The organism is Campylobacter sp. W0066.1, assembly GCF_024723635.1.
GTDB classification, from domain to species: domain Bacteria; phylum Campylobacterota; class Campylobacteria; order Campylobacterales; family Campylobacteraceae; genus Campylobacter_D; species Campylobacter_D lari_C.
In genome coordinates this window covers 1-19290 of the sequence record NZ_JANQCW010000003.1, presented here as the reverse complement: position 1 = coordinate 19290, position 19290 = coordinate 1, and the positions used below count along the sequence as shown (strand labels likewise).

Annotated in this window: 15 protein-coding genes; 9 read left to right on the top strand and 6 right to left on the bottom strand. The window is 28.9% G+C overall.

What is annotated here, in order from left to right:
* Entirely contained in the window at positions 1–2376 is a 2376-nt protein-coding gene (locus CAMP18497_RS01545; protein WP_337212226.1) for a tetratricopeptide repeat protein, read from the top strand.
* Between the two features lies 1 nt (position 2377).
* Here CAMP18497_RS01545 and CAMP18497_RS01540 read toward each other — a convergent pair whose 3' ends face one another.
* From CAMP18497_RS01540 to CAMP18497_RS01515, 6 genes are all read right to left on the bottom strand, one after another.
* Entirely contained in the window at positions 2378–2752 is a 375-nt protein-coding gene (locus CAMP18497_RS01540; protein WP_263677010.1) for a DUF1090 domain-containing protein, read from the bottom strand.
* A 48-nt stretch (positions 2753–2800) separates the two neighbouring features.
* Positions 2801–4018, bottom strand: coding sequence for a hypothetical protein (locus tag CAMP18497_RS01535; protein ID WP_337212225.1), 1218 nt, complete (start codon positions 4016–4018; stop codon positions 2801–2803).
* 334 nt (positions 4019–4352) lie between these two features.
* The gene (locus CAMP18497_RS01530; RefSeq protein ID WP_337212224.1) at positions 4353–4727 is read right to left on the bottom strand and encodes an HIT family protein; all 375 of its coding nucleotides are present in this window, start codon (positions 4725–4727) and stop codon (positions 4353–4355) included.
* Positions 4728–4770: 43 nt separating this feature from the next.
* Positions 4771–6162, bottom strand: a complete 1392-nt coding sequence (gene fumC / locus CAMP18497_RS01525) for a class II fumarate hydratase (protein ID WP_337212223.1) — start codon at positions 6160–6162, stop codon at positions 4771–4773.
* A 128-nt stretch (positions 6163–6290) separates the two neighbouring features.
* On the bottom strand, positions 6291–8090 hold the full coding sequence (gene glmS / locus CAMP18497_RS01520) for a glutamine--fructose-6-phosphate transaminase (isomerizing) (protein ID WP_337212222.1): 1800 nt from the start codon (positions 8088–8090) through the stop codon (positions 6291–6293).
* A gap of 3 nt (positions 8091–8093) precedes the next feature.
* Positions 8094–10448 (bottom strand): nucleotidyltransferase, encoded by a 2355-nt coding sequence (locus CAMP18497_RS01515; protein ID WP_337212221.1) that lies wholly within the window; start codon positions 10446–10448, stop codon positions 8094–8096.
* Between the two features lie 115 nt (positions 10449–10563).
* Between CAMP18497_RS01515 and mqnE the strand changes: the two genes are divergently transcribed.
* The 8 genes from mqnE to CAMP18497_RS01475 all read left to right on the top strand — a co-directional run.
* Positions 10564–11628, top strand: coding sequence for an aminofutalosine synthase MqnE (gene mqnE, locus CAMP18497_RS01510; protein ID WP_337212220.1), 1065 nt, complete (start codon positions 10564–10566; stop codon positions 11626–11628).
* Between the two features lie 8 nt (positions 11629–11636).
* On the top strand, positions 11637–12953 hold the full coding sequence (locus CAMP18497_RS01505) for an NCS2 family permease (protein ID WP_263678593.1): 1317 nt from the start codon (positions 11637–11639) through the stop codon (positions 12951–12953).
* 9 nt (positions 12954–12962) lie between these two features.
* Complete coding sequence (locus CAMP18497_RS01500; protein ID WP_263663846.1) at positions 12963–13403, top strand: phosphoribosyltransferase; 441 nt, start codon at positions 12963–12965, stop codon at positions 13401–13403.
* A 64-nt stretch (positions 13404–13467) separates the two neighbouring features.
* Positions 13468–15867, top strand: coding sequence for a molybdopterin guanine dinucleotide-containing S/N-oxide reductase (locus CAMP18497_RS01495; protein WP_337212219.1), 2400 nt, complete (start codon positions 13468–13470; stop codon positions 15865–15867).
* Between the two features lie 2 nt (positions 15868–15869).
* Positions 15870–16403: a hypothetical protein gene (locus CAMP18497_RS01490; protein ID WP_337212218.1), complete on the top strand. Its 534-nt coding sequence runs from the start codon at positions 15870–15872 to the stop codon at positions 16401–16403.
* A gap of 6 nt (positions 16404–16409) precedes the next feature.
* A complete protein-coding gene (locus CAMP18497_RS01485; RefSeq protein WP_337212217.1) occupies positions 16410–17567 on the top strand; it encodes a hypothetical protein in 1158 nt (385 codons plus the stop codon).
* Positions 17564–18304: a pilus assembly FimT family protein gene (locus CAMP18497_RS01480; protein ID WP_337212216.1), complete on the top strand. Its 741-nt coding sequence runs from the start codon at positions 17564–17566 to the stop codon at positions 18302–18304. The genes CAMP18497_RS01485 and CAMP18497_RS01480 overlap by 4 nt, the downstream gene beginning before the upstream one ends.
* A 73-nt stretch (positions 18305–18377) precedes the next feature.
* The coding region (locus tag CAMP18497_RS01475; RefSeq protein ID WP_337212215.1) for a cache domain-containing protein at positions 18378–19290 on the top strand (913 nt) is incomplete at its 3' end.

The following is a 19290-nucleotide window of genomic DNA, read 5'->3' as shown; positions in this document are numbered from 1 at the left end:
TTGGATAATTTAATTACTGAGTTATCAGATTTAGCTAAAGAATATTTTGATAATTCAGAATTTGAAAAATGTGATGAAGTTTTAAGTGAGCTTATAGCTTTTTGTAAAGGTGAAGTTACGCTTGCTCAAGATGGTAAAGTGATTTTTATAGATGATGAGGATAAAGAGCGTTTGCTTTTAGAGGCTTATCATAATAGAGCGTTTTGTAGATTTAATTGCTTAAAATTTCAAGAAGCGCTTGAAGATGCAACTATAGCTGTAGAATTTGATTCTAGTAATGTATTTTTGTTTAATCTTTTGGGCTTGTGTAATTTTAAATTAGATTTATTACAAGAAGCGCTTTTAGCTTTTAATAAAACTATAGCGCTAGATAATGCATATTATTTAGCATATTTTAACAGAGCTAGGGTTTATATACTTTTAGATGAACATGCAAAAGCTTTAAAAGATTTGCAAATTTGTATTGATTTAGCTCCAGAATATTATATAGCTTATTATACTAGAGCTATTGCTCTGCTTAGTGTTGATCCAAAACAAGCTTTAATTGATTTTAAAAAATCTCAAGATTTAGGCTTTGAATCCTCGCAGATTTTTTATTATCAAGGGGTAGCTTATGAGAATTTAGAAGATTATCAAAAAGCTATAGAATTTTTTACCAAGATGATTGAGCAAGATGAGAGTTTTGCTGATGCGTATTATAAAAGGGCTAATAATAAACGCAAGGTTGATGATTTAGAAGGAGCTTTGCAAGATTGCTTAAAATCTATTGAACTAGACAGTGAAAATGCAATGGCGTACTTAATTTTGGGACATATTTATAAAGACTTAGAAAAGATAGAATTATCAATAGATGCTTTTAAAAAATCAATTGAATTAGATGAAAATTTGCAATATCCATGTTTTGCATTGGCTAGGGTTTTGTATGATTTAGAAGATTATGAGCAAGCTTTGAAGTATTATGATAAAACAATTGAGCTTTATGAAGAATATGCCCAAGCATATATTAATAGAGGCAATACTAAAATCAATCTAAAAATGATTGAAGAGGCTATAGAGGATTTTGATTTAGCAGCTAAATATTATCAAGAAAGAGCAAGAAAACACGATTTTACTCCATCAGAATTAGCAGAACTTGAACACGCAGTTCCTTATGGTTTTTATCATTTGGGCAATAGTTTATACGAGATAGATAAATATGATGAAGCTTTGATAAGTTATGAAAAAGCTTTAAAATATCAAAAAGAATATCCCGATGTATTTTTTAATAGGGCTTATTTAAAATCTGATCTTGAAAAATATGAGGAAGCTTTAGAAGATAGTGAACTAGCTGTTAAATATTATAAAAAGCAAAATAATACCCAAGATTATGCTAATTCCCTTTCTCAAAGAGCTTGGATTAAAAGTAGACTTGAAAGATTTCAAGAAGCTATGGATGAATACAATGAACTTATAAAAACATATAAAGATTATATTGATTTAAAAGATGTATTATTTGAAAGGGCATATTGTGCAAAAGAACTTGAATCTTATGAAGAATTAATAGCTTATTGTAATGCAGCACACAAGGTGGATAAAAATAATTTTAAGCTTTATTTTTGGCGAGGAATTGCTAAATATAATTTAAGCTTAGAAGAAGAAGCTATAGAAGACTTAAATAAGGCTTTAAAAATTGATAAAAATCATAATGGCGCAAAGTATTATAAGGGGCTTTGTTATGAAGATCTTTATATGTTTGAAGAGGCGATAAAATGTTATGATAGTGTGATTTTAAGTAATGAAGAAGATGATGAATCATATTTTCATAGAGCAAAATGTAAAAGAAATCTTGAAAAATACAATGAAGCTTTAAAAGATATCAATGAATGCTTAAAAATAATTGATGGTGTTGGAGAATATTGGATAGAAAAAGCACAAATTTTAAGCTTTTTAGGAAAATATGATGAAAGCTTTGAAGCAGCAAAAAAAGCAAGTGAGCTTGAACCAAAATCATATGAGTGTTATCATTTTATGGGTGCTGTTAAAGTATATTTGCAAGATTTTAAAGAAGCTATAAAATATCTTAACATGGCTTTAAATTTAGATGATAGTCAAAATTGGACACATTATTATAAGGCAGAGTGTTTAAGAAATTTAGGTGATTTTCATGATGCATTGCAATGTTATGAAGATTGTTTAAAGATAGTAAATGAAAATACCGATGCTTTGGTGGGAAAAATTCAGTGTTTAGAAGAGTTAAAAGAATATGAGCAAGCTTTAGAGTGTACTAAAGAATTATTAAAACTTGATGAAGAAAATGAGTTTGCATTAAAAAATAAAGATATTTTAATCCAAAAATTAAAGCAACAAAATAAAAAATGGTGGCAAATTTGGAATTAAATTAGAGCTTGTTGATATATTCTTCAATCTCTTTTTTGATTTTGTCTTTTTTGTCTTTTAAGGCTTGTTTTTTATTTTTATATTCTGTTTTACTCATATAATCTTTTTGTTTTTTTAATTCTTTTAACTCTTGTTCGATTTTTTCTATCTCTTGCTCTTTAAGTTTTTTAGCCTCTAATTTTTTATCATAAAAAAGAGGATCTTTTGTACAATCTGCCTGAACTTCTTTTAAGACTAATTCTAAACTTAAAGCTTTTTCTTGATGATTGTAATTTTTAGCATAAGCTATTTCTTTTTGAATTTGCTCTATTTTAACCTCACATTGTGTGGAAAATGCAAATGAGCAAAGTGTAAGTAAAAACAACAACTGTTTCATAGTTTAAACCTTTCTTTTTTGATATTTTAGTTTGTTATATTAAATGATTTATTTGCTGTTTTTAATAAAAACATGAGTTTTAAAAAAAGTTATTTGACCTTTTATGTTAATATTAAATTCTAAAGGGATAAAAATCAAAGATGAGCCATTATTAAGTCTGTAACTTAATTGTGAATTTTTCTGGTAGTTTTTTAAGACTTTGTCAAAATTTTTAAGCTTTAAAAGTTCTTTTTCTTGAAGTAAAAAATACAAGGTGTTATCATCAATCTTCATAAAATATTTAAATTCACTTGTATTAGCAATAAAATCAAATAATACTTCATCATAATTTTCTTTTAATTTAGAGTATTTTGGATGAAATTTTTTGGACATATTGTGAAATTCTATCTTTTGTGGCTTTAAATGAGTTAAATTATAAGTTTTTAAAAAATCATCAAAACTATAGTTGTTATTATAATTTTTATCAAGATCGTGTAAGGTATTTTTGATATTTTTAATTTGATTGTAGTATTGCTTACTTTGAATATAGTCAAGCTCTAAAGAGTGTATAGAGCTTTCTAATTTTTGCAATTGGTATTTTTGTGAAGAAAAACTTATGTAATTTGCAAAAAATCCTAAAAACAGCGCCATAAGTGCAAGTAGATAAAAAGAAAATTTTAATGCTACTTTTTGTTTAAACACGCTTAGATAATTTGCAATCAAAAGCCATAAATTTAAAGCCAATACTGCCAAGCGTTCTGGTGTAAAGCCATATTGTGCAATTCTAATTATAATAGCATAAAATACGAAAATATTTAATGATAGTACTACAATAAAAAACGCATAGAGTAATGCTTTTTTGATTTTATAAGAAGATAAATTTATCCAAAGATTAATTAATAAAAAATTACCAAACCAAAGACATAAATGAACTATACTAAGACTTTCTAAAAGATTAAAAAATACTCCTAAACTATAAGAAAAAAGCATGATAATATATAAAGCACTAAAAATATTTAGTATAAATATAAAAATTTTATTAAAATTATATGAAGTAAAATTGCCAAGTAAAAATAAAGAAAAAATTCCAGCGCTAAAAATCCACAACGACAAAACATGAGAATTTAGTTTACTTGAAGAAATATCAAATAAAAAATTAAACGAACTATAAAATATAGCTAAAAATACACCAAAAATAAGCCAAAAGCTTATGCTAAAAAAAAGGGCAGCTAAAAAATGATGAAAATAATTGAAATCATGTAATTTTCTTGCGCATACCAAAGCCACAAGAGCTATTGTTAAGGAAATATATAAAGTATTATCGGTAAGAAATATTAAATTATTTTCCACACTATCTTTTTTAAAGATAAAATTCAAAAATATATAAAAAATTAGTCCAAAAAATCCAACCCATAAATTTTTCAAGTTTTTATAATTTTGTATTAAATTGTTTTTTGGGCTAGTGAATGTTTCGCAAAAAATTATAAATAGGGTTAAAAGTAAAAAAATACTAGTTTGATATGAACTATAAAAAAATGCTATAAAAAACCAAAAACATAAATAAAAAATAACTCCAAGTGGATGATTTAATAAAGCTAGATAGCTAGAATTAATAAATTTTTTAAACATAAATATTTTTTATTTTTTTAAGTAATATCGATACAAATCCATCAAAATCAGGTAAATTTAAATCTTTAATTTCTCTTTGCTGTTTTCCCCACATACTTTCAGGAAAAAATCCATCTTCTTTAAAACGTGCCATAACATGAAAATGTACTCTTGGTACATAGTTTGCAAAGGAAGCTATGTTGATTTTTTCTGGGTTATAATACTCTCTAAGGCTTAATTCGCAAGCTAAAACATACTGAAAAAGCATATTTTGTAAAAAGGTTGGACAATCACTTAATTCTCTGTAATTTTCTTTAGTAAAAATTTTCACCCAAGGAATTTGAGAATTTTCTTTTTCTATAAATAAAAAATCATTTTCATAAATCATACTAAACCTCAAGAAAAGACTAGGATTATTCCTAGTCTTTTGATTATTTTTTTGGTCCTATCATTTTTGTAGGATCTACAAATTTAGTAAAGTCTTCTTCACTTACTAAGCCAAGTTCCATAGCACTTTCTTTTAAGGAAATGCCTTTTTTGTGAGCATTTTTTGCTACTTTAGCTGCATTTTCATAGCCAATGTGTGGATTTAATGCAGTTACTAGCATTAAAGAATTATGTAAATTATGATCTATTTTTTCTTTATTTGGTTCTATGCCAACAGCACAGTGGATATTAAATGAATGCATAGCATCAGCTAATAAATCAAGGCTTTGTAAAAAATTATAAATAATCACAGGTTTGAAAACATTAAGCTCGAAATTTCCTTGACTTGCTGCAAAACCAATAGCTGCGTCATTTCCCATAACTTGCACTGCAACCATGGTTAAAGCTTCACACTGAGTAGGATTAACCTTGCCTGGCATGATAGAACTTCCTGGTTCGTTCTCAGGTATGTTTAACTCTCCAAGACCACATCTAGGGCCACTTGCTAACCATCTAATATCATTTGCTATTTTCATTAAATTTGCAGCTAAACCTTTCATAGCTCCATGGGTAAAATTAATGGCATCATGGCTTGTTAGCGCATGGAATTTATTTGGACTTGAAACAAATTTAGTACCTATTAGCTTGCTTAATTCTTCACTTACTTTTTCACTAAGTTCTGGATGAGCATTTAATCCTGTGCCAACAGCTGTCCCGCCTATTGCAAGCTCTCTTAATGTAGGCAAAGAAGTGATGATTTGCTCTTTTGAGTGAAGTAACATAGAAAGATATCCACTAAATTCTTGAGCTAGGGTAAGCGGTGTAGCATCTTGAAGGTGAGTTCTTCCTATTTTAATAATCCCTTCAAATTCTTTTACTTTTTTTTCAAAAGTTGCAATAAGCTCATCTAAAGCAGGGATAAGTTTTTTTTCTACCTGCTCTACTGAAACTATACTCATAGCAGTTGGAAAAGTATCATTTGAGCTTTGGCTCATATTTACATGATCATTTGGATGAACAAGTTTTTCTTTTCTAAAATCACCGCCCATAATTTCAGTAGCACGATTTGCTATAACTTCATTCATATTCATATTACTTTGAGTGCCTGAACCTGTTTGCCATATTGCTAATGGGAAATTATCATCAAATTTTCCTGCTACAATCTCATCGCAAGCCTGCGCAATAGCATCTTTTTTAGCATCGTCTAATTTACCAAGTTTGTTATTAACTAAAGCCAAAGATTTTTTAAGATTTGCAAAAGCATAAATTAAAACTTTTGGCATTTTTTCGCAACCAATTTTAAAATTTTCAAAACTTCTTTCAGTTTGTGCACCCCAATATTTATCATTAGGAACTTTAATCTCTCCCATAGTATCGTGTTCGATTCTATATTCCATGGCTTTTCCTTGTAATAAAATAAGATATGATATTTAAACCAAATAATCCCTAAAGTTTGCTTATAATTTAAGAAGTATTTATAAAATTTTTTAAAAAAGTGTAGTTTTGAAAAAACTACACAAAATATTTATTCTACAGTAACGCTTTTTGCTAGATTTCTTGGCATATCCACATCATTGCCAAGTCTTATAGAAACTTCTAAAGCAAGAAGCTGTAAAATCACCATCATTTCAAAAAATTCACACATGTAATGTTCTTGTTTTGAAGTTCTTATAAAATCATCGCTTAAGTCAAAATCAAGTGGAGAAATAGCAAGTAAGGTAGAATCCCTTGCAGCTAATTCTTCTACATTTGATTTGGTTTTTTCATAAAGACAATTTTGCGGCATTAGTGCAACGGTAAAAAGCTCACTATCTGCTAGGGCAATAGGCCCATGTTTCATCTCTCCTGCTGGATAGCCTTCAGCATGTAAGTATGAAATTTCTTTTAATTTTAAAGCCCCTTCTAGTGCTAGTGGATAAAATACATCTCTTCCTATAAAGAAAAAGCCATGTCCATGTAGGTATCTTTTTGAAATTCTGTGTACTTTTTCATGCAAGTTTTGTTCAACTTTAACTATACTTGGTAAGCTTCTTAGAGCTTTGATTTCTTTACTCATATCCAAATTTGCTTTTTGTGCAAGATAGATTGCAAGCATCCATAAAGTTGCTACTTGAGTGGCAAAAGCTTTAGTTGAAGCCACACCTTTTTCAATGCCCGCTCTAGTAAGTAATGATATATCAGCCAAACGCACGATATTAGAATTATCCACATTACATATTGCTAAAGTTTTAACTCCTTGTGCTTTTGCTATTTTTAAAGCTTCTAGTGTATCAGCTGTTTCACCGCTTTGAGAGATTACTATAAAAAGAGTATTTTTGCCTATAATGGCTTCTCTGTATCTAAATTCGCTTGCTACTTCAACTTTAGTTTTAATCTTTGCAAGTCTTTCAAGCAAATAAGCCCCGCTTAATGCTGCATGATAACTTGTGCCACAAGCACAAAGTGTGATTTCATCTATGTTTTGTATAAGAGTTTCATCTATATCTTCAAAAACAATCTGCTCACCTTGCAAGCGTCCCATTAAAACTTCACCTAAAACTCTACTTTGCTCATAGATTTCTTTTTCCATGAAAAATCTATAACCATCTTTTTGAGCATAACTTTTATCTTGACTTAAAGCTACAAAAGTAGGTTGTATGCAAGCTTGATCATGGCAAATTTTGCATTCGTTTAAATTCACATATCCATAATCCCCATCTTCAAGATAAGCTACTTTATCCACTAAAGAAACTAAAGGCGCATCACTTGATGCAAAATAATATTCATTCTCATCGCCATTTTTTCCGATGATGAGTGGCACTGCATTTTTAGCAAAATAAATTGTATTAGGATCTTTTTTGCTCACAAGTAAAATTGCAAAAGCACCTTTTAGTTCAGCTATAGTCTTTTTAAAAGCTTCAAATGGTTCTAAATTGCTTGCATAGTATTCAAATAAATGTACAATAACTTCAGTATCGGTTTGACTTAGAAAATTAATACCTTCTTGTGTGAGCTTTGTTTTTAATTCTTGGTAATTTTCTATGATTCCATTATGTATTACACAAGAGTATTGTCCTAAATGCGGATGAGCGTTTATTTCAGTTGGTTTTCCATGAGTTGCCCAACGCGTATGACCTATAGCAAGCCCAAAGCCATCACTATTAAAATTAGCAGTTTTATTAGCTAAATTTTCTAATTTTCCAACCGCTTTAAAAAAGTCTAATTCCCCATCTTTCATTACTGCTATACCAGCACTATCATAACCTCTATATTCAAGCTCTTTTAAGCCTTCTAATATGATTTTTTTCTTTTCTTTAGTTCCTATATAACCTACTATTCCACACATCTTTTACTCGCTTATTAGTGATTTAAGAATTTGATCTTTATGATCTTGCAAGCTTTCATTTTTATGCAAAATCAAAACATTTCGCGTTCTTTCTTTTATGGTTTGAATTTTTGCTGCGCTTAAGATAATATCATATCTTGCAAGCACATCCATCACATAAGCCATTAAACCTTTTTGATCTTTTGTGTTTAAGGTTATTTTGGCATAGCTTTTGGAATAATTCATGTCTAATTTTAATTCATCTTTTTTAATGTTTGGTTTTTTTGCCTTTTTTTGTACTTTTAAATGTAATTTAGAATTAAGTAAATTTTCTAAACTTTGTTTTTGATTATCGCTTACTATATCTGAATATTCAAATTTCAAATAAACTTTTTCATCAAATAATTCAAAGAAACTCATAAAGACTAAATTTAAAGAACTTAAAGTATTGAGTATATTTTCAAGATTGTTTTTTCTATTCATTATAAGCTCTAGGGTAAAATTATCTTGATTATCAAGCCAAAAAGTAAAATTTTCTTTTTGTGCAATTTGTGCTATTTTAATGATTTTTTCAAAACTATTTTTTATAAAAAAGAGATTAGATTTAATATGAGTGATATTATCTTGAGTTTGCTCATCAAGATCTAAAAAAGCCTTACTTCTTTTTAGGGTTTGTTCTTTTTTTACTCTTCTTTGACTCTCATCAATTAAATTCTCATCCTCAAAACCTTCTAGTGCATTTTGAAACAATCTTTCTAAGCTTTTATAATAAAAATGATTTTCTATACCCAAAGCTTTGGCATTGCAAAAAGATAAAAGATGTAAGGTTTTTAAGGTATGAGTATCATTTAATTTGGAAATAAAATTTAAAACAATAGTAGAATTATAAATATCTTCTTTTTCTATAATGTCTTTAAAAGCGTTAAAATTTTTATACAATCTTAAGCCAAAATCTAAAAGTTCATTATCAACTTGGAATTTTCCTACATAAGCTCTGTAAATATTTGCTAAAGAAATTTCATTTTCTTCGTGAATAGCGCTTAAAAGTATAGTGAGTTTTATTATTAAAAGTGTATTTTCATCAAAGTCGTAATCTTTTTCTTCAAAGTATTTTAAGCAAAGTAATGCTCTATCTAACGCGCTATAAACACCTTCTTCTTCGAGTAAAAATTTACTTTGAGTAAGAGGTTTGCAAAAATCTTTTAAAATATTAGCATCAGCAAGAAGTTTTAAAAGAGCAAAAGAATGCTTTCTTTCTAAAATTTTCTTGAATAATTCTAAATTTTCATCTTTATTTTCTGCTCTTTTTAATGCAAAAATGAGTTTGATATCAAAATTATAATCTTTATCATCTAATTTTAAAAGTTGATTTAATATCAAGCTTAGGTTTTCACTTTTGTTAGAATAAGTAAAAAAGCTATCTTGTGTTTCATAAAGCTTACTATCTTTATAGTGTTTTTCTTGGATGCACCTTGCTAAAAATTGCGTATAAATTCCACAAGTTTGCATGCATTGCATAGCTTTTTGAATAAGTATGGATTTAAGATCTAAATTTTTCTTTTCTTTTTTTTGCATCAAGTTAGCAAGTTCTTGTGAATTTTGTATTAAAAATAAATTAGTGTTTTTGCCTTCTAAAAGATTCATTGCGCATTTAAGTGAAAATAAAAAATCACTTGCAAGTTTAAATTCACTTAATTCTTTTTCGTTGATAAAATTAAGCATATAATTTTTAGGAGAATCTTTAAATAATATACTTAAGTTTTCTATATCAAGTTGCTCATCTAAACCACCAAAATTTTTATTAATATCAAATTCTTGCTTGATTAAAGGTTGATGATATGGGTTAAATTCTTGCAAGATTTTCAAAGCAAATTCTTCTTTTAACTCATCTTGAGCTTGAGAAATTTTTTCTTTGATTTGTTTGAATAAAATTTTAGATCCACAAATATAACGATATTGTAAAATATTTTGTTTTAGCTCATTTTTGGCTATATTGCAAAGTCCATTTATTTCACAAATTTGATAATTGATATTTAAATTAATATCATTTAAAGAAGTAATGAATGCTTTCATTAAAGGCTTGGTATTATAAGCTTTTATATCTTTATAAATAAGCAATAAATCAACATTTTCTTTTATACTTAAATTCATTTTAGCATATTGTTTAATAGCGATAATACAAAAAGGGAATTTATCATTATGTGGAAAATAATCATCGAAAAAATCACTCAAAACAAGCTCGTAAACATCTTCTATAAAACGATCAATTTCTTTAGAGTGGTAAAAACTAAACGAGCCTTGTTTTAAAAAAAGTCTAGAGCAATAAGCTTCATAATCTTTTAAAGAATTTTTTAATTTTTGAATTTTTTGCATATTCATTTTTGATAATAATCCCTTTATTTTGATTTTTAATATCATACCAAAAATACTTTGTATTAAATTTTAAGTAAGTAGAAACTATAATTGTAATTTAAAATTAAAAAATGGTAAGAATATGCAAACAATTATAGAAAAACTAGAAAAACAAGAAAGATTAAATGAAGAAGAAGCTAATAAGCTTTGGGATTTAGAGCTTTTTACTTTAGGCAAATATGCACAAAGAATTCGAACTAATTTGCATGGTAAAAAGGTTTATTTTAATATTAATCGCCATATTAATCCTACAAATATATGTGCTGATACTTGTAAATTTTGTGCTTTTTCAGCACATAGGAAAAATCCTAATCCTTACACTATGTCGCACGAAGAGATAATGAAAATAGTCGATGAAACAGTTTTGAGAGATACCAAAGAAATTCATATCGTTTCAGCGCATAATAAAAACACTTCATGGCAATGGTATTTGGAAATTTTTAAAATGATTAAAGAAAAATATCCATTTTTACATATTAAAGCCCTAACTGCTGCTGAGGTTGATTTTTTAAGCAGGGCTTTTAATATGAGCTATGAAGAAGTGATAGAAAAAATGCTTGAATACGGCGTTGATTCTATGCCAGGTGGTGGGGCTGAAATTTTTGATGAAGAAATTAGAAAAAAAATTTGTCATGGTAAAGTAAGTAGTGAAAATTGGTTAAAAATTCATAAACTTTGGCATGAAAAAGGCAGACAAAGTAACGCCACAATGCTTTTTGGGCATATAGAAAGCAGAGAAAATAGAATTAATCACATGATAAGATTAAGAAATCTTCAAGATCAAACCGGTGGTTTTAATGCTTTTATTCCTTTGGTTTGGCAACAAGATAATAGTTTTATTACAGGTAAAAAACCACTTGGCTCGGTAGAAATTTTAAAAACCTTAGCTATAGCAAGGATAGTGCTTGATAATATTAAAAATATTAAAGCTTATTGGGCAACCATGGGTATAAATTTAGCTATGGTAGCTCAAGATTTTGGTGCAAATGATTTAGATGGTACTATAGAAAAAGAAAGTATACAAAGTGCAGGTGGGGCAAAAAGTTCAAATGGCTTGAGTTTAAAAACTTTTATAGAAATGATTCAAAGCTCAGGTTATATAGCGATAGAACGAGATAGTTTGTATAATGAATTAAAAACTTATTAAGGATAAAAATGGATTTTTTTAAACTTAAAGAACATAATAGTGATGTAAAAACTGAAATTTATGCAGGTATTGCTACTTTTTTAGCAATGATTTATATCATACCGGTTAATGCAAATATTATGAGTAATTCAGGTATGCCACTAGAAGCTTTAATTGTTGCAACTGCTTTAGTAACTATTATAGCTACTACTTTTAGTGCTTTTTTCTCTAATACTCCTGTGGCTATGAGTGTGGGTATGGGGCTAAATGCGTATTTTACTTTTAGCGTGTGTAATACCTATCAAATTCCTTGGCAAAGTGCTTTGGGAGCGGTGTTTTTATCGGGTATTGTTTTTACTTTATTATCTTTTACTAATTTTAGAATTTGGGTGATAAAAAGCATACCAAATGATTTAAGAAAAGCCATATCAGCAGGTATTGGAACCTTTATAGCCTTTATGGGACTTGTGCAAATGGGGATTATCACCAAAAGCGAAGCAACCTTAGTAGGTTTGGGTGATTTTTCAAGCACTAAAGTGCTTTTTGGATTGTTTGGCTTGTTTTTGGTTTTTGTTTTTTGGGCTTGGAGGATTAAAGCCGCATTTATTTTAGCTGTTTTTGTAAGTGCCTTATGTGCTTGGATTTTTGGTATTGATGGAGCCAAGTTTCCTGAGCAACTTTTATCTTTGCCAGTTATTAGTGGAGATAATGGTTTAAGTGCTATATTTGGCAAGCTTGATATTAAAGGAGCTTTAGAGCTTAGTATGATTCCTATAGTACTTACTTTTTTTGTTACTCAGCTTTTTGATAGTGTGGGCACAATCACAGGTGTAGGCTCAAGAGGAAAAATATTTGATGATCCAAAGCAAGGTGAGAAAAAATTAGGTAAAACCTTAGGTGCTGATGCAGCAAGTTCAGCTATGGGAGCAGTTGTTGGAACTTCTACTGTAACTGCTTTTGTGGAAAGCTCAGCAGGGGTAGAAGCAGGAGGTAGGACAGGACTTACAGCTTTAGTTACTGCTATATGTTTTGTTTTTACTTTATTTTTACTGCCAGTATTTAAAGCTATTCCTGCAAATTCTATTTATCCTATTTTGGTACTTGTTGGTGTTTTAATGTTTATGGAAGTTGCAAATATTAATTTTAAAGATAAAGCTATAGCAGTAAGTGCGTTTTTTATTATCATTATGATGCCACTAACTTATTCTATTACTACAGGTTTTGCTTTTGGATTTATTGCGTATTTATTTATGCGTATTATGCAAAAAGAATTTGATAAAATTAATCTTGGTATTATTGTATTAAGTGCGATTTCATTATTAGTATTTTTATTACAATTTTTATAGGAAGTGATTATGTATTATTATGCTTATGAAGAATTTCAAAAAGAAATTATTCCTTTTACGCGCAAAATTAAGGAAGAATTTAATCCTGATGTATTACTTGCCATTGCAAGAGGTGGTATGACTTTGGGTCATTTTTTAGCAGAAGGTATGGGTAATAGAAATTTATTTTCTTTAAATTCTATTCACTATGAAGATACCCAAAAGTTAGATACGATTAAAATTTTTAATATCCCTGATCTTAGTTCGTATAAAAAAATTCTTTTGGTAGATGATATTATAGATAGTGGTGAAACTATGATAGAAATCAAAAGAGTTTTAATGGAAAAATATCCTCATTTAGAACTCAAAGTAGCAAGTGTTTTTTATAAGCCTTCAGCATTATTAATCCCTGAGTTTTATATAAAAGAAGCTAAAGAGTGGATTGACTTTTTTTGGAGTATTAAAATTTAGCTTTAAATCAAATACAAATGTTATAATATTATTTTGACTTTATTTTGTTAAGAAAGGATGTCTTATGAGTTTAACAAGAAGAAAATTTCTAAAAGGACTTGCTGCTACTTCAGCGATTGCTTCGGTTAATCCTTTAATGGCTGCAAGCGAGGGAACTAAATTTTATGATACTAAAAAAATTCCTCACGCAACTCACTTTGGTGCTTTTTGGGCTGAAGTAAATTCAGAGGGAAAACTTGTAAAAGTTACACCACAACAATCTGACAAACATCCTTCTATTATCACTGATGCTATCATTGATAGAACTTATTCAGATACTAGGGTAAAATATCCTTGTGTTAGAAAAAGTTTTTTAGAAGGAAAGAAAAGACCTAAATTAAGAGGTAAAGAGCCTTTTGTAAGAGTAAGTTGGGAAAAAGCTTTAGAGCTTGTATTGCAAAAATTAAAAGAAACTCCTATTGAAAATTTATTTAATGCAAGTTATGGTGCTTGGGGGCATGTAGGTTTATTGCACAATTGTAACTCAGTAGCAGGAAGGTTTTTTAATACTGCTTTAGGTGGTCATATCGGCACTGATGGAGAGTATAGTAATGGAGCTGCTGGTAAGGTTAATGCTAGTATAGTAGGGGATTTAGAAGTTTATTCTTTACAAACTTCTCATGAAGTTATTTTAGAAAATACTCAAGTTTATGTTTTATGGGGAGCCGATCTTTATAAATGTAACCAAATTGACTTTAAAGTTGCAAATCGTGGTAATGATGAGTATTATAAAAAATACAGCAAATCAAATATCAAATTTATTACTATTGATCCTCAATACACTCAAACAGCAGAAATTTTAAATGCCCAGTGGATTAAAATTCGTCCAAATACCGATGTAGCTTTAATGCTTGGTATGATGAATTATTTATATAAAAGTGGAAAATACGATAAAAAATTCATTGAAAAATATACTGATGGTTTTGACAAATTCTTACCTTATTTACTTGGAAAAACTGATGGTATTGATAAAACTCCAGCTTGGGCTGCAAATATTACCGGTGTTGAAGAAAAAGTTATTACCGCATTAGCAGATACTTTTGTAAAAAATAGAACTTTCTTAGCAGGTAACTGGGCTATGCAAAGAGCGCACCATGGCGAACAAGCTGATTGGACTTTAATGGTTTTAGCTTCTATGATAGGTCAAGTAGGTCTACCTGGTGGTGGATTTGGTTTTTCTATGCATTATTCAGGTGGTGGACAAGCATTTTCAGGTGTAAGATTACCAGTAGGCTTACCACAAGGTAAAAATAATCTTGATACTAATATTCCTGCAAGTAGAGTTTCAGAGGCAATTTTAAATCCAGGTAAAACAGTTAAATTTAAAGGCAAAGAAATCACCTATCCAAAAATCAAAATGATGTATGTAGTGGGTGCTTCTGTATTAGGCCATCATCCGGATACAAATGAGCTTATTAAAGCTTTAAGAACACTTGATATATTAATCGTCCATGAGCCTTGGTGGACACCTATGGCAAAAATGGCTGATATTGTATTGCCTTCAACTACAACTTTAGAAAGAGATGATATTAGTTTTGGTGGTTCTTATTCTCAAGATTATGTTTATGCTATGAAAAAAGTAATCGAGCCTTATTTTGAAAGTAGAAATGACTATGATATTTTTGAAGAATTAGCAAAAAGAATAGGTGAGAGAGAACATAAAAAATTCACCGGTGGTAAAACTAAACAACAATGGCTTGAAGGTTTTTATGGTAGAAGTGACTGCCCTTATTATATGGAATTTGCTGATTTTTGGAAACAAGGTTTTATTCATTTTGAAACCCCAAAAGAAGCCTATAACTTCGTAAGACACTCTGAATTTAGAGCTGATCCTGTAGCAAATAAACTTGCAACAGAAAGTGGAAAAATTCAAATTTATTCACCAAAATTTGAAAAATATAGCTTGGAAGACTTTAAAGCACATCCAACTTGGTTTGAGCCGGCTGAGTGGTTAGGTAATGAAAAATTAGTTAAAAAATATCCTTTCCATTTAGTAAGCCCACATCCAAGATATAGAGTGCATTCTCAGCTTGATAATACCTGGGTGAGAGATTTATATAAAATTCAAGGTAGAGAGCCTGTGATGATAAATACAAATGATGCTAAAAAACTTGGTATTACTCATGGGGAAGTTGTAGAAGTATATAACGATCGTGGATCACTTTTAGCAGGTGCTTTTGTAACAGATAATATCATGGAAGGGGTTATTAGTATTCAAGAGGGTGCTTGGTATGATCCTGAAGATGTAAGCGATAGCAAGCCAAGATGTAATGCAGGTCATGTAAATGTTTTAACAAGCTCAAGACCAACTTCAACTATGGCTCAAGCAACTAGTGTAAATACTTGTCTAGTGGGTATTAAAAAACTAAAAGAAGTTATAAAACCTTATAACTCAACTACACCACCAGAAATTATAGGAGCTTAATAATGAAGAAAATTATATTAGTATGGACTTTTTTAGCTAGTGCTTTATTTGCTAAAGATATGTTTATTTTTAATGAAAAAGTAGATCTTTTAGATAGTGCTAGTAAAAAAGTAGTAGGACAAATTTATGAAGGCTCTAAAGTAGAGCTTATAAAAGAAGAGGGTGAATATTCTTTAATCAAAGTTAAAGGCGAGGTTGTGGAGTCAAATCCAAAAAGCCTTGCTTATACCAAAGATGGAATTTATCTTTTACTTACTTTAAATGCTAAAAATGCAAGCAATGAAATGGAATTTTTAGTTAAAAGTAAAGATTTAACCGATCAAGAAATTCTTGCCTGGGATGAGATAGAATTAACTTATTATGATACTTGTACAAGTTGTCACGCAGCGCATAAACCTAAAGAACATTTAATGGAAGAATGGGATGCATACTTATCTGCTATGCAAGGTTTTGCAAAAATTACTGACGCAGAAAAAGATAGAATTTTAAGATTTTTACAATCTCATGCAAGTAATGGTCCTGTAAAACTTGACTAATCAAAAATGAAAAGGTATTTGCTAGCCGTTTTATTTTTTGATTTTTGTGCTTTATTGTATGGCATAAGCACTTTATCTATAAGCTACAATGAAGCACAAATTTATTTTTATGATCATAGCTTAATTGCTATGATCGCTAGATTAGGCACCACTCTTTTTGGTCAAAATGATTTTGGATTAAGACTTCCTTTTGTTTTATTGCACTCTTTAAGTTGTGTTTTATTATACATTTTAGCTTTAAAATATACCAAAACTTCTTTTGATGCCTTTATTTCTGTGGTTCTTTTTATATTACTCCCTGGTAGTGTAGCTAGTGCTTTGCTTATTAATGAATCAAGCATTGTGATATTTTTCACACTTTTAATTTTAGTATTATTTGAATATAAGAAAATATTTTTATTTTATGTTTTATTAGTTTTAGTTCTTTTTGTAGATGGAAATTTTGCAATTTTATACTTGTCTTTTTTCTTCTATGCTATTTATAAAAAAGATAAATTACTTATTATATGTTCTTTGATTTTATTTGCTATTGCAATGAGTGTTTATGGGTTTGATGCAAGTGGAAAACCTAAGGGGTATTTTTTGGATACTTTGGGTATTTTCGCAGCTTGTTTTTCGCCTTTGATTTTTCTTTATTTTTTTTATGTTGTTTATAGAGTTCTTTTGCAAGATGATAAGCCGCTTTTATGGTTTATTAGCGCAAGTACTTTTGTTTTTTGTTTAATTTTTTCCATAAGACAAAGGCTTTTTTTAGAAGATTTTTTACCTTTTTGTGTGGTTTGTACTCCATTATTAGTTCGTTATTTAATGTCTTCTTATCGCTCAAGAATGCCACAATTGCGCTTAAAACATAAAATTTTTATAGAATGCTCTTTAGTTTTCTTACTATTTTTTTATCTTGGTATCATTTTTAATCAAAGTTTTTATTATTTATTAAAAGATCCCAAAAAACATTTTGCCTATGATTATCACATAGCCAAAGAACTAGCTCTAAACTTAAAACAACACAATCTCACGCATATTGCTACACAAGATAAAGAACTAGCCTTAAGGCTTAAATTCTATGATATTTCTAAAGGTAAGTTAGAACTTCATTCTAGCAAAAAAGCTAGTAATATTTATGTTAGTTTGGGCAAGCATAAAGTATATTATTCTATAAAATGAAACAAGCTTTCACTTTAATAGAACTAGTTTTTGTTTGTATTATATTATCTTTATTATTTTCTATGGCTTATGTTTATTATAAGCCTGATTATTTGCGTTTGGGAGCTGAGCAAGTTTTAAATGATATTAAATACACAAGACACTTAGCTTTAATGCAAAATGATTTTAGAGTTAAAGAATTTAACATTGCAAAACGAGAGTGGTTTAAGGCCAAATGGCAACTGTATTTTATACGCTCAAAATCTGCTACCAATAACGAGCAAACCTATACCATTTTTTTAGATAAAAACGGCGATGGTAATGCAAACATAGGTAAAAATATGATCAATAAAGACAGAGAAATAGCTGTTGATCTTATTAATCCAGATATATTAATGAATTCAGGTCAAAGTGGTGTGATCAATCAAAATGATTTCAAAGCAAATTTAAAATACAACATAGAAAAAACTTATGGTATATCTAAGGTTTTATTTGAAGGTGCTTGTAAAGGAAGTACGCGTTTAGTTTTTGATGATTATGGCCGTTTATATACGCCTTTAAAAAACGCAACACGTGTTTATGATAAACTTGCTTCTTTTAATAATGATTGCATTATAAGATTATCTAATAACCAAAATGAGCATGTATGCATTGTTATAAATCCTATTAGTGGCTATGCCTATATCCCTAATTTTACCTCCCATAAAGGACAGAATATAATTTTAAATAATAAGCAAATATTTTGTCATAATTTATAATTATTTTTATTCTTTTATTAATAATTTATTTTAATTTTGCTAAATTTTTAATAAATTATTACAAGGAGCATTAATGTTTAAATTTAATAGTCTTTCTAATAGACTTACAACTATAGCTTGTTTTTTAATAGCTGTTATATTAATAGTAGTTAATGTGATTAGTTATTATGAGTCTAAGCAAAGCACAAGTTATTATCTTGAGGAAATTCAGAAAAAAACTATGCATGATGTTAATTATATGTACTCAAGTTATTCAAATAGCAAAAGAATTATCATAGAGTCACTAGCGCATAGTTTAAGCAAAATTGCATATAATGCTAATGATAGGGAAATTTTTAGTGTTTTAGACACCGCAAAAAGATCAGGTGGCTTTGATACTGTTCATTTTGGTTTAGAGGATTCAGGTAAGGATTATCAAATTGATACTAAATTTAATCTTCATAATAATCCTAATAAATTTGATCCAAGAACAAGACCGTGGTATAAAGAGGCTAAAGCAGCAGGAAAACTAATTGTTACTGATCCTTATAAAAGTATAGTTTTGAATGGACAAGTAGTTGTGACATATTCTATTCCAGTTTTTAATGATAATAAATTCATAGGTGTGGTAAGTGGAGTTTACAACCTTAACACTTTCTCTAAAGATGTTTTGGCCCTAGGACATTCTGATAGTTCTTATGCGGGTGTATATGATAAAGATGGTGTAGTAATCTTCCACGAAGATCAAAAAAGAATGCTCACCAAAACAGATTTAAGTATCAACATAGCTAATGCCATCAAAACAAATCCTGATTTAGTTGATCCAAATAAAGAAGAAACTTTATTCTATGCTAAAGATGGAGCAGGTAAAACTCAAGTTATTACTTGTAATCAAACTTTAAATCCTAAATACATAGTTTGTTCTATTACAGATGAATCTGTATATACTGATGCAGTTAATAAAGTTTTATTCCAACAAGTTATTATTGCATTAATAGCTATAGTTA

Excerpts from the sequence above, each read along its gene's own strand:
- CAMP18497_RS01540 (WP_263677010.1), bottom strand. The coding sequence starts at position 2,752 with ATGAAACAGTTGTTGTTTTTACTTACACTTTGCTCATTTGCATTTTCC.
- CAMP18497_RS01530 (WP_337212224.1), bottom strand. The coding sequence starts at position 4,727 with ATGATTTATGAAAATGATTTTTTATTTATAGAAAAAGAAAATTCTCAA.
- fumC (WP_337212223.1), bottom strand. The coding sequence starts at position 6,162 with ATGGAATATAGAATCGAACACGATACTATGGGAGAGATTAAAGTTCCT.
- glmS (WP_337212222.1), bottom strand. The coding sequence starts at position 8,090 with ATGTGTGGAATAGTAGGTTATATAGGAACTAAAGAAAAGAAAAAAATC.
- CAMP18497_RS01515 (WP_337212221.1), bottom strand. The coding sequence starts at position 10,448 with ATGAATATGCAAAAAATTCAAAAATTAAAAAATTCTTTAAAAGATTAT.
- mqnE (WP_337212220.1), top strand. The coding sequence starts at position 10,564 with ATGCAAACAATTATAGAAAAACTAGAAAAACAAGAAAGATTAAATGAA.
- CAMP18497_RS01505 (WP_263678593.1), top strand. The coding sequence starts at position 11,637 with ATGGATTTTTTTAAACTTAAAGAACATAATAGTGATGTAAAAACTGAA.
- CAMP18497_RS01500 (WP_263663846.1), top strand. The coding sequence starts at position 12,963 with ATGTATTATTATGCTTATGAAGAATTTCAAAAAGAAATTATTCCTTTT.
- CAMP18497_RS01495 (WP_337212219.1), top strand. The coding sequence starts at position 13,468 with ATGAGTTTAACAAGAAGAAAATTTCTAAAAGGACTTGCTGCTACTTCA.
- CAMP18497_RS01490 (WP_337212218.1), top strand. The coding sequence starts at position 15,870 with ATGAAGAAAATTATATTAGTATGGACTTTTTTAGCTAGTGCTTTATTT.
- CAMP18497_RS01485 (WP_337212217.1), top strand. The coding sequence starts at position 16,410 with ATGAAAAGGTATTTGCTAGCCGTTTTATTTTTTGATTTTTGTGCTTTA.
- CAMP18497_RS01480 (WP_337212216.1), top strand. The coding sequence starts at position 17,564 with ATGAAACAAGCTTTCACTTTAATAGAACTAGTTTTTGTTTGTATTATA.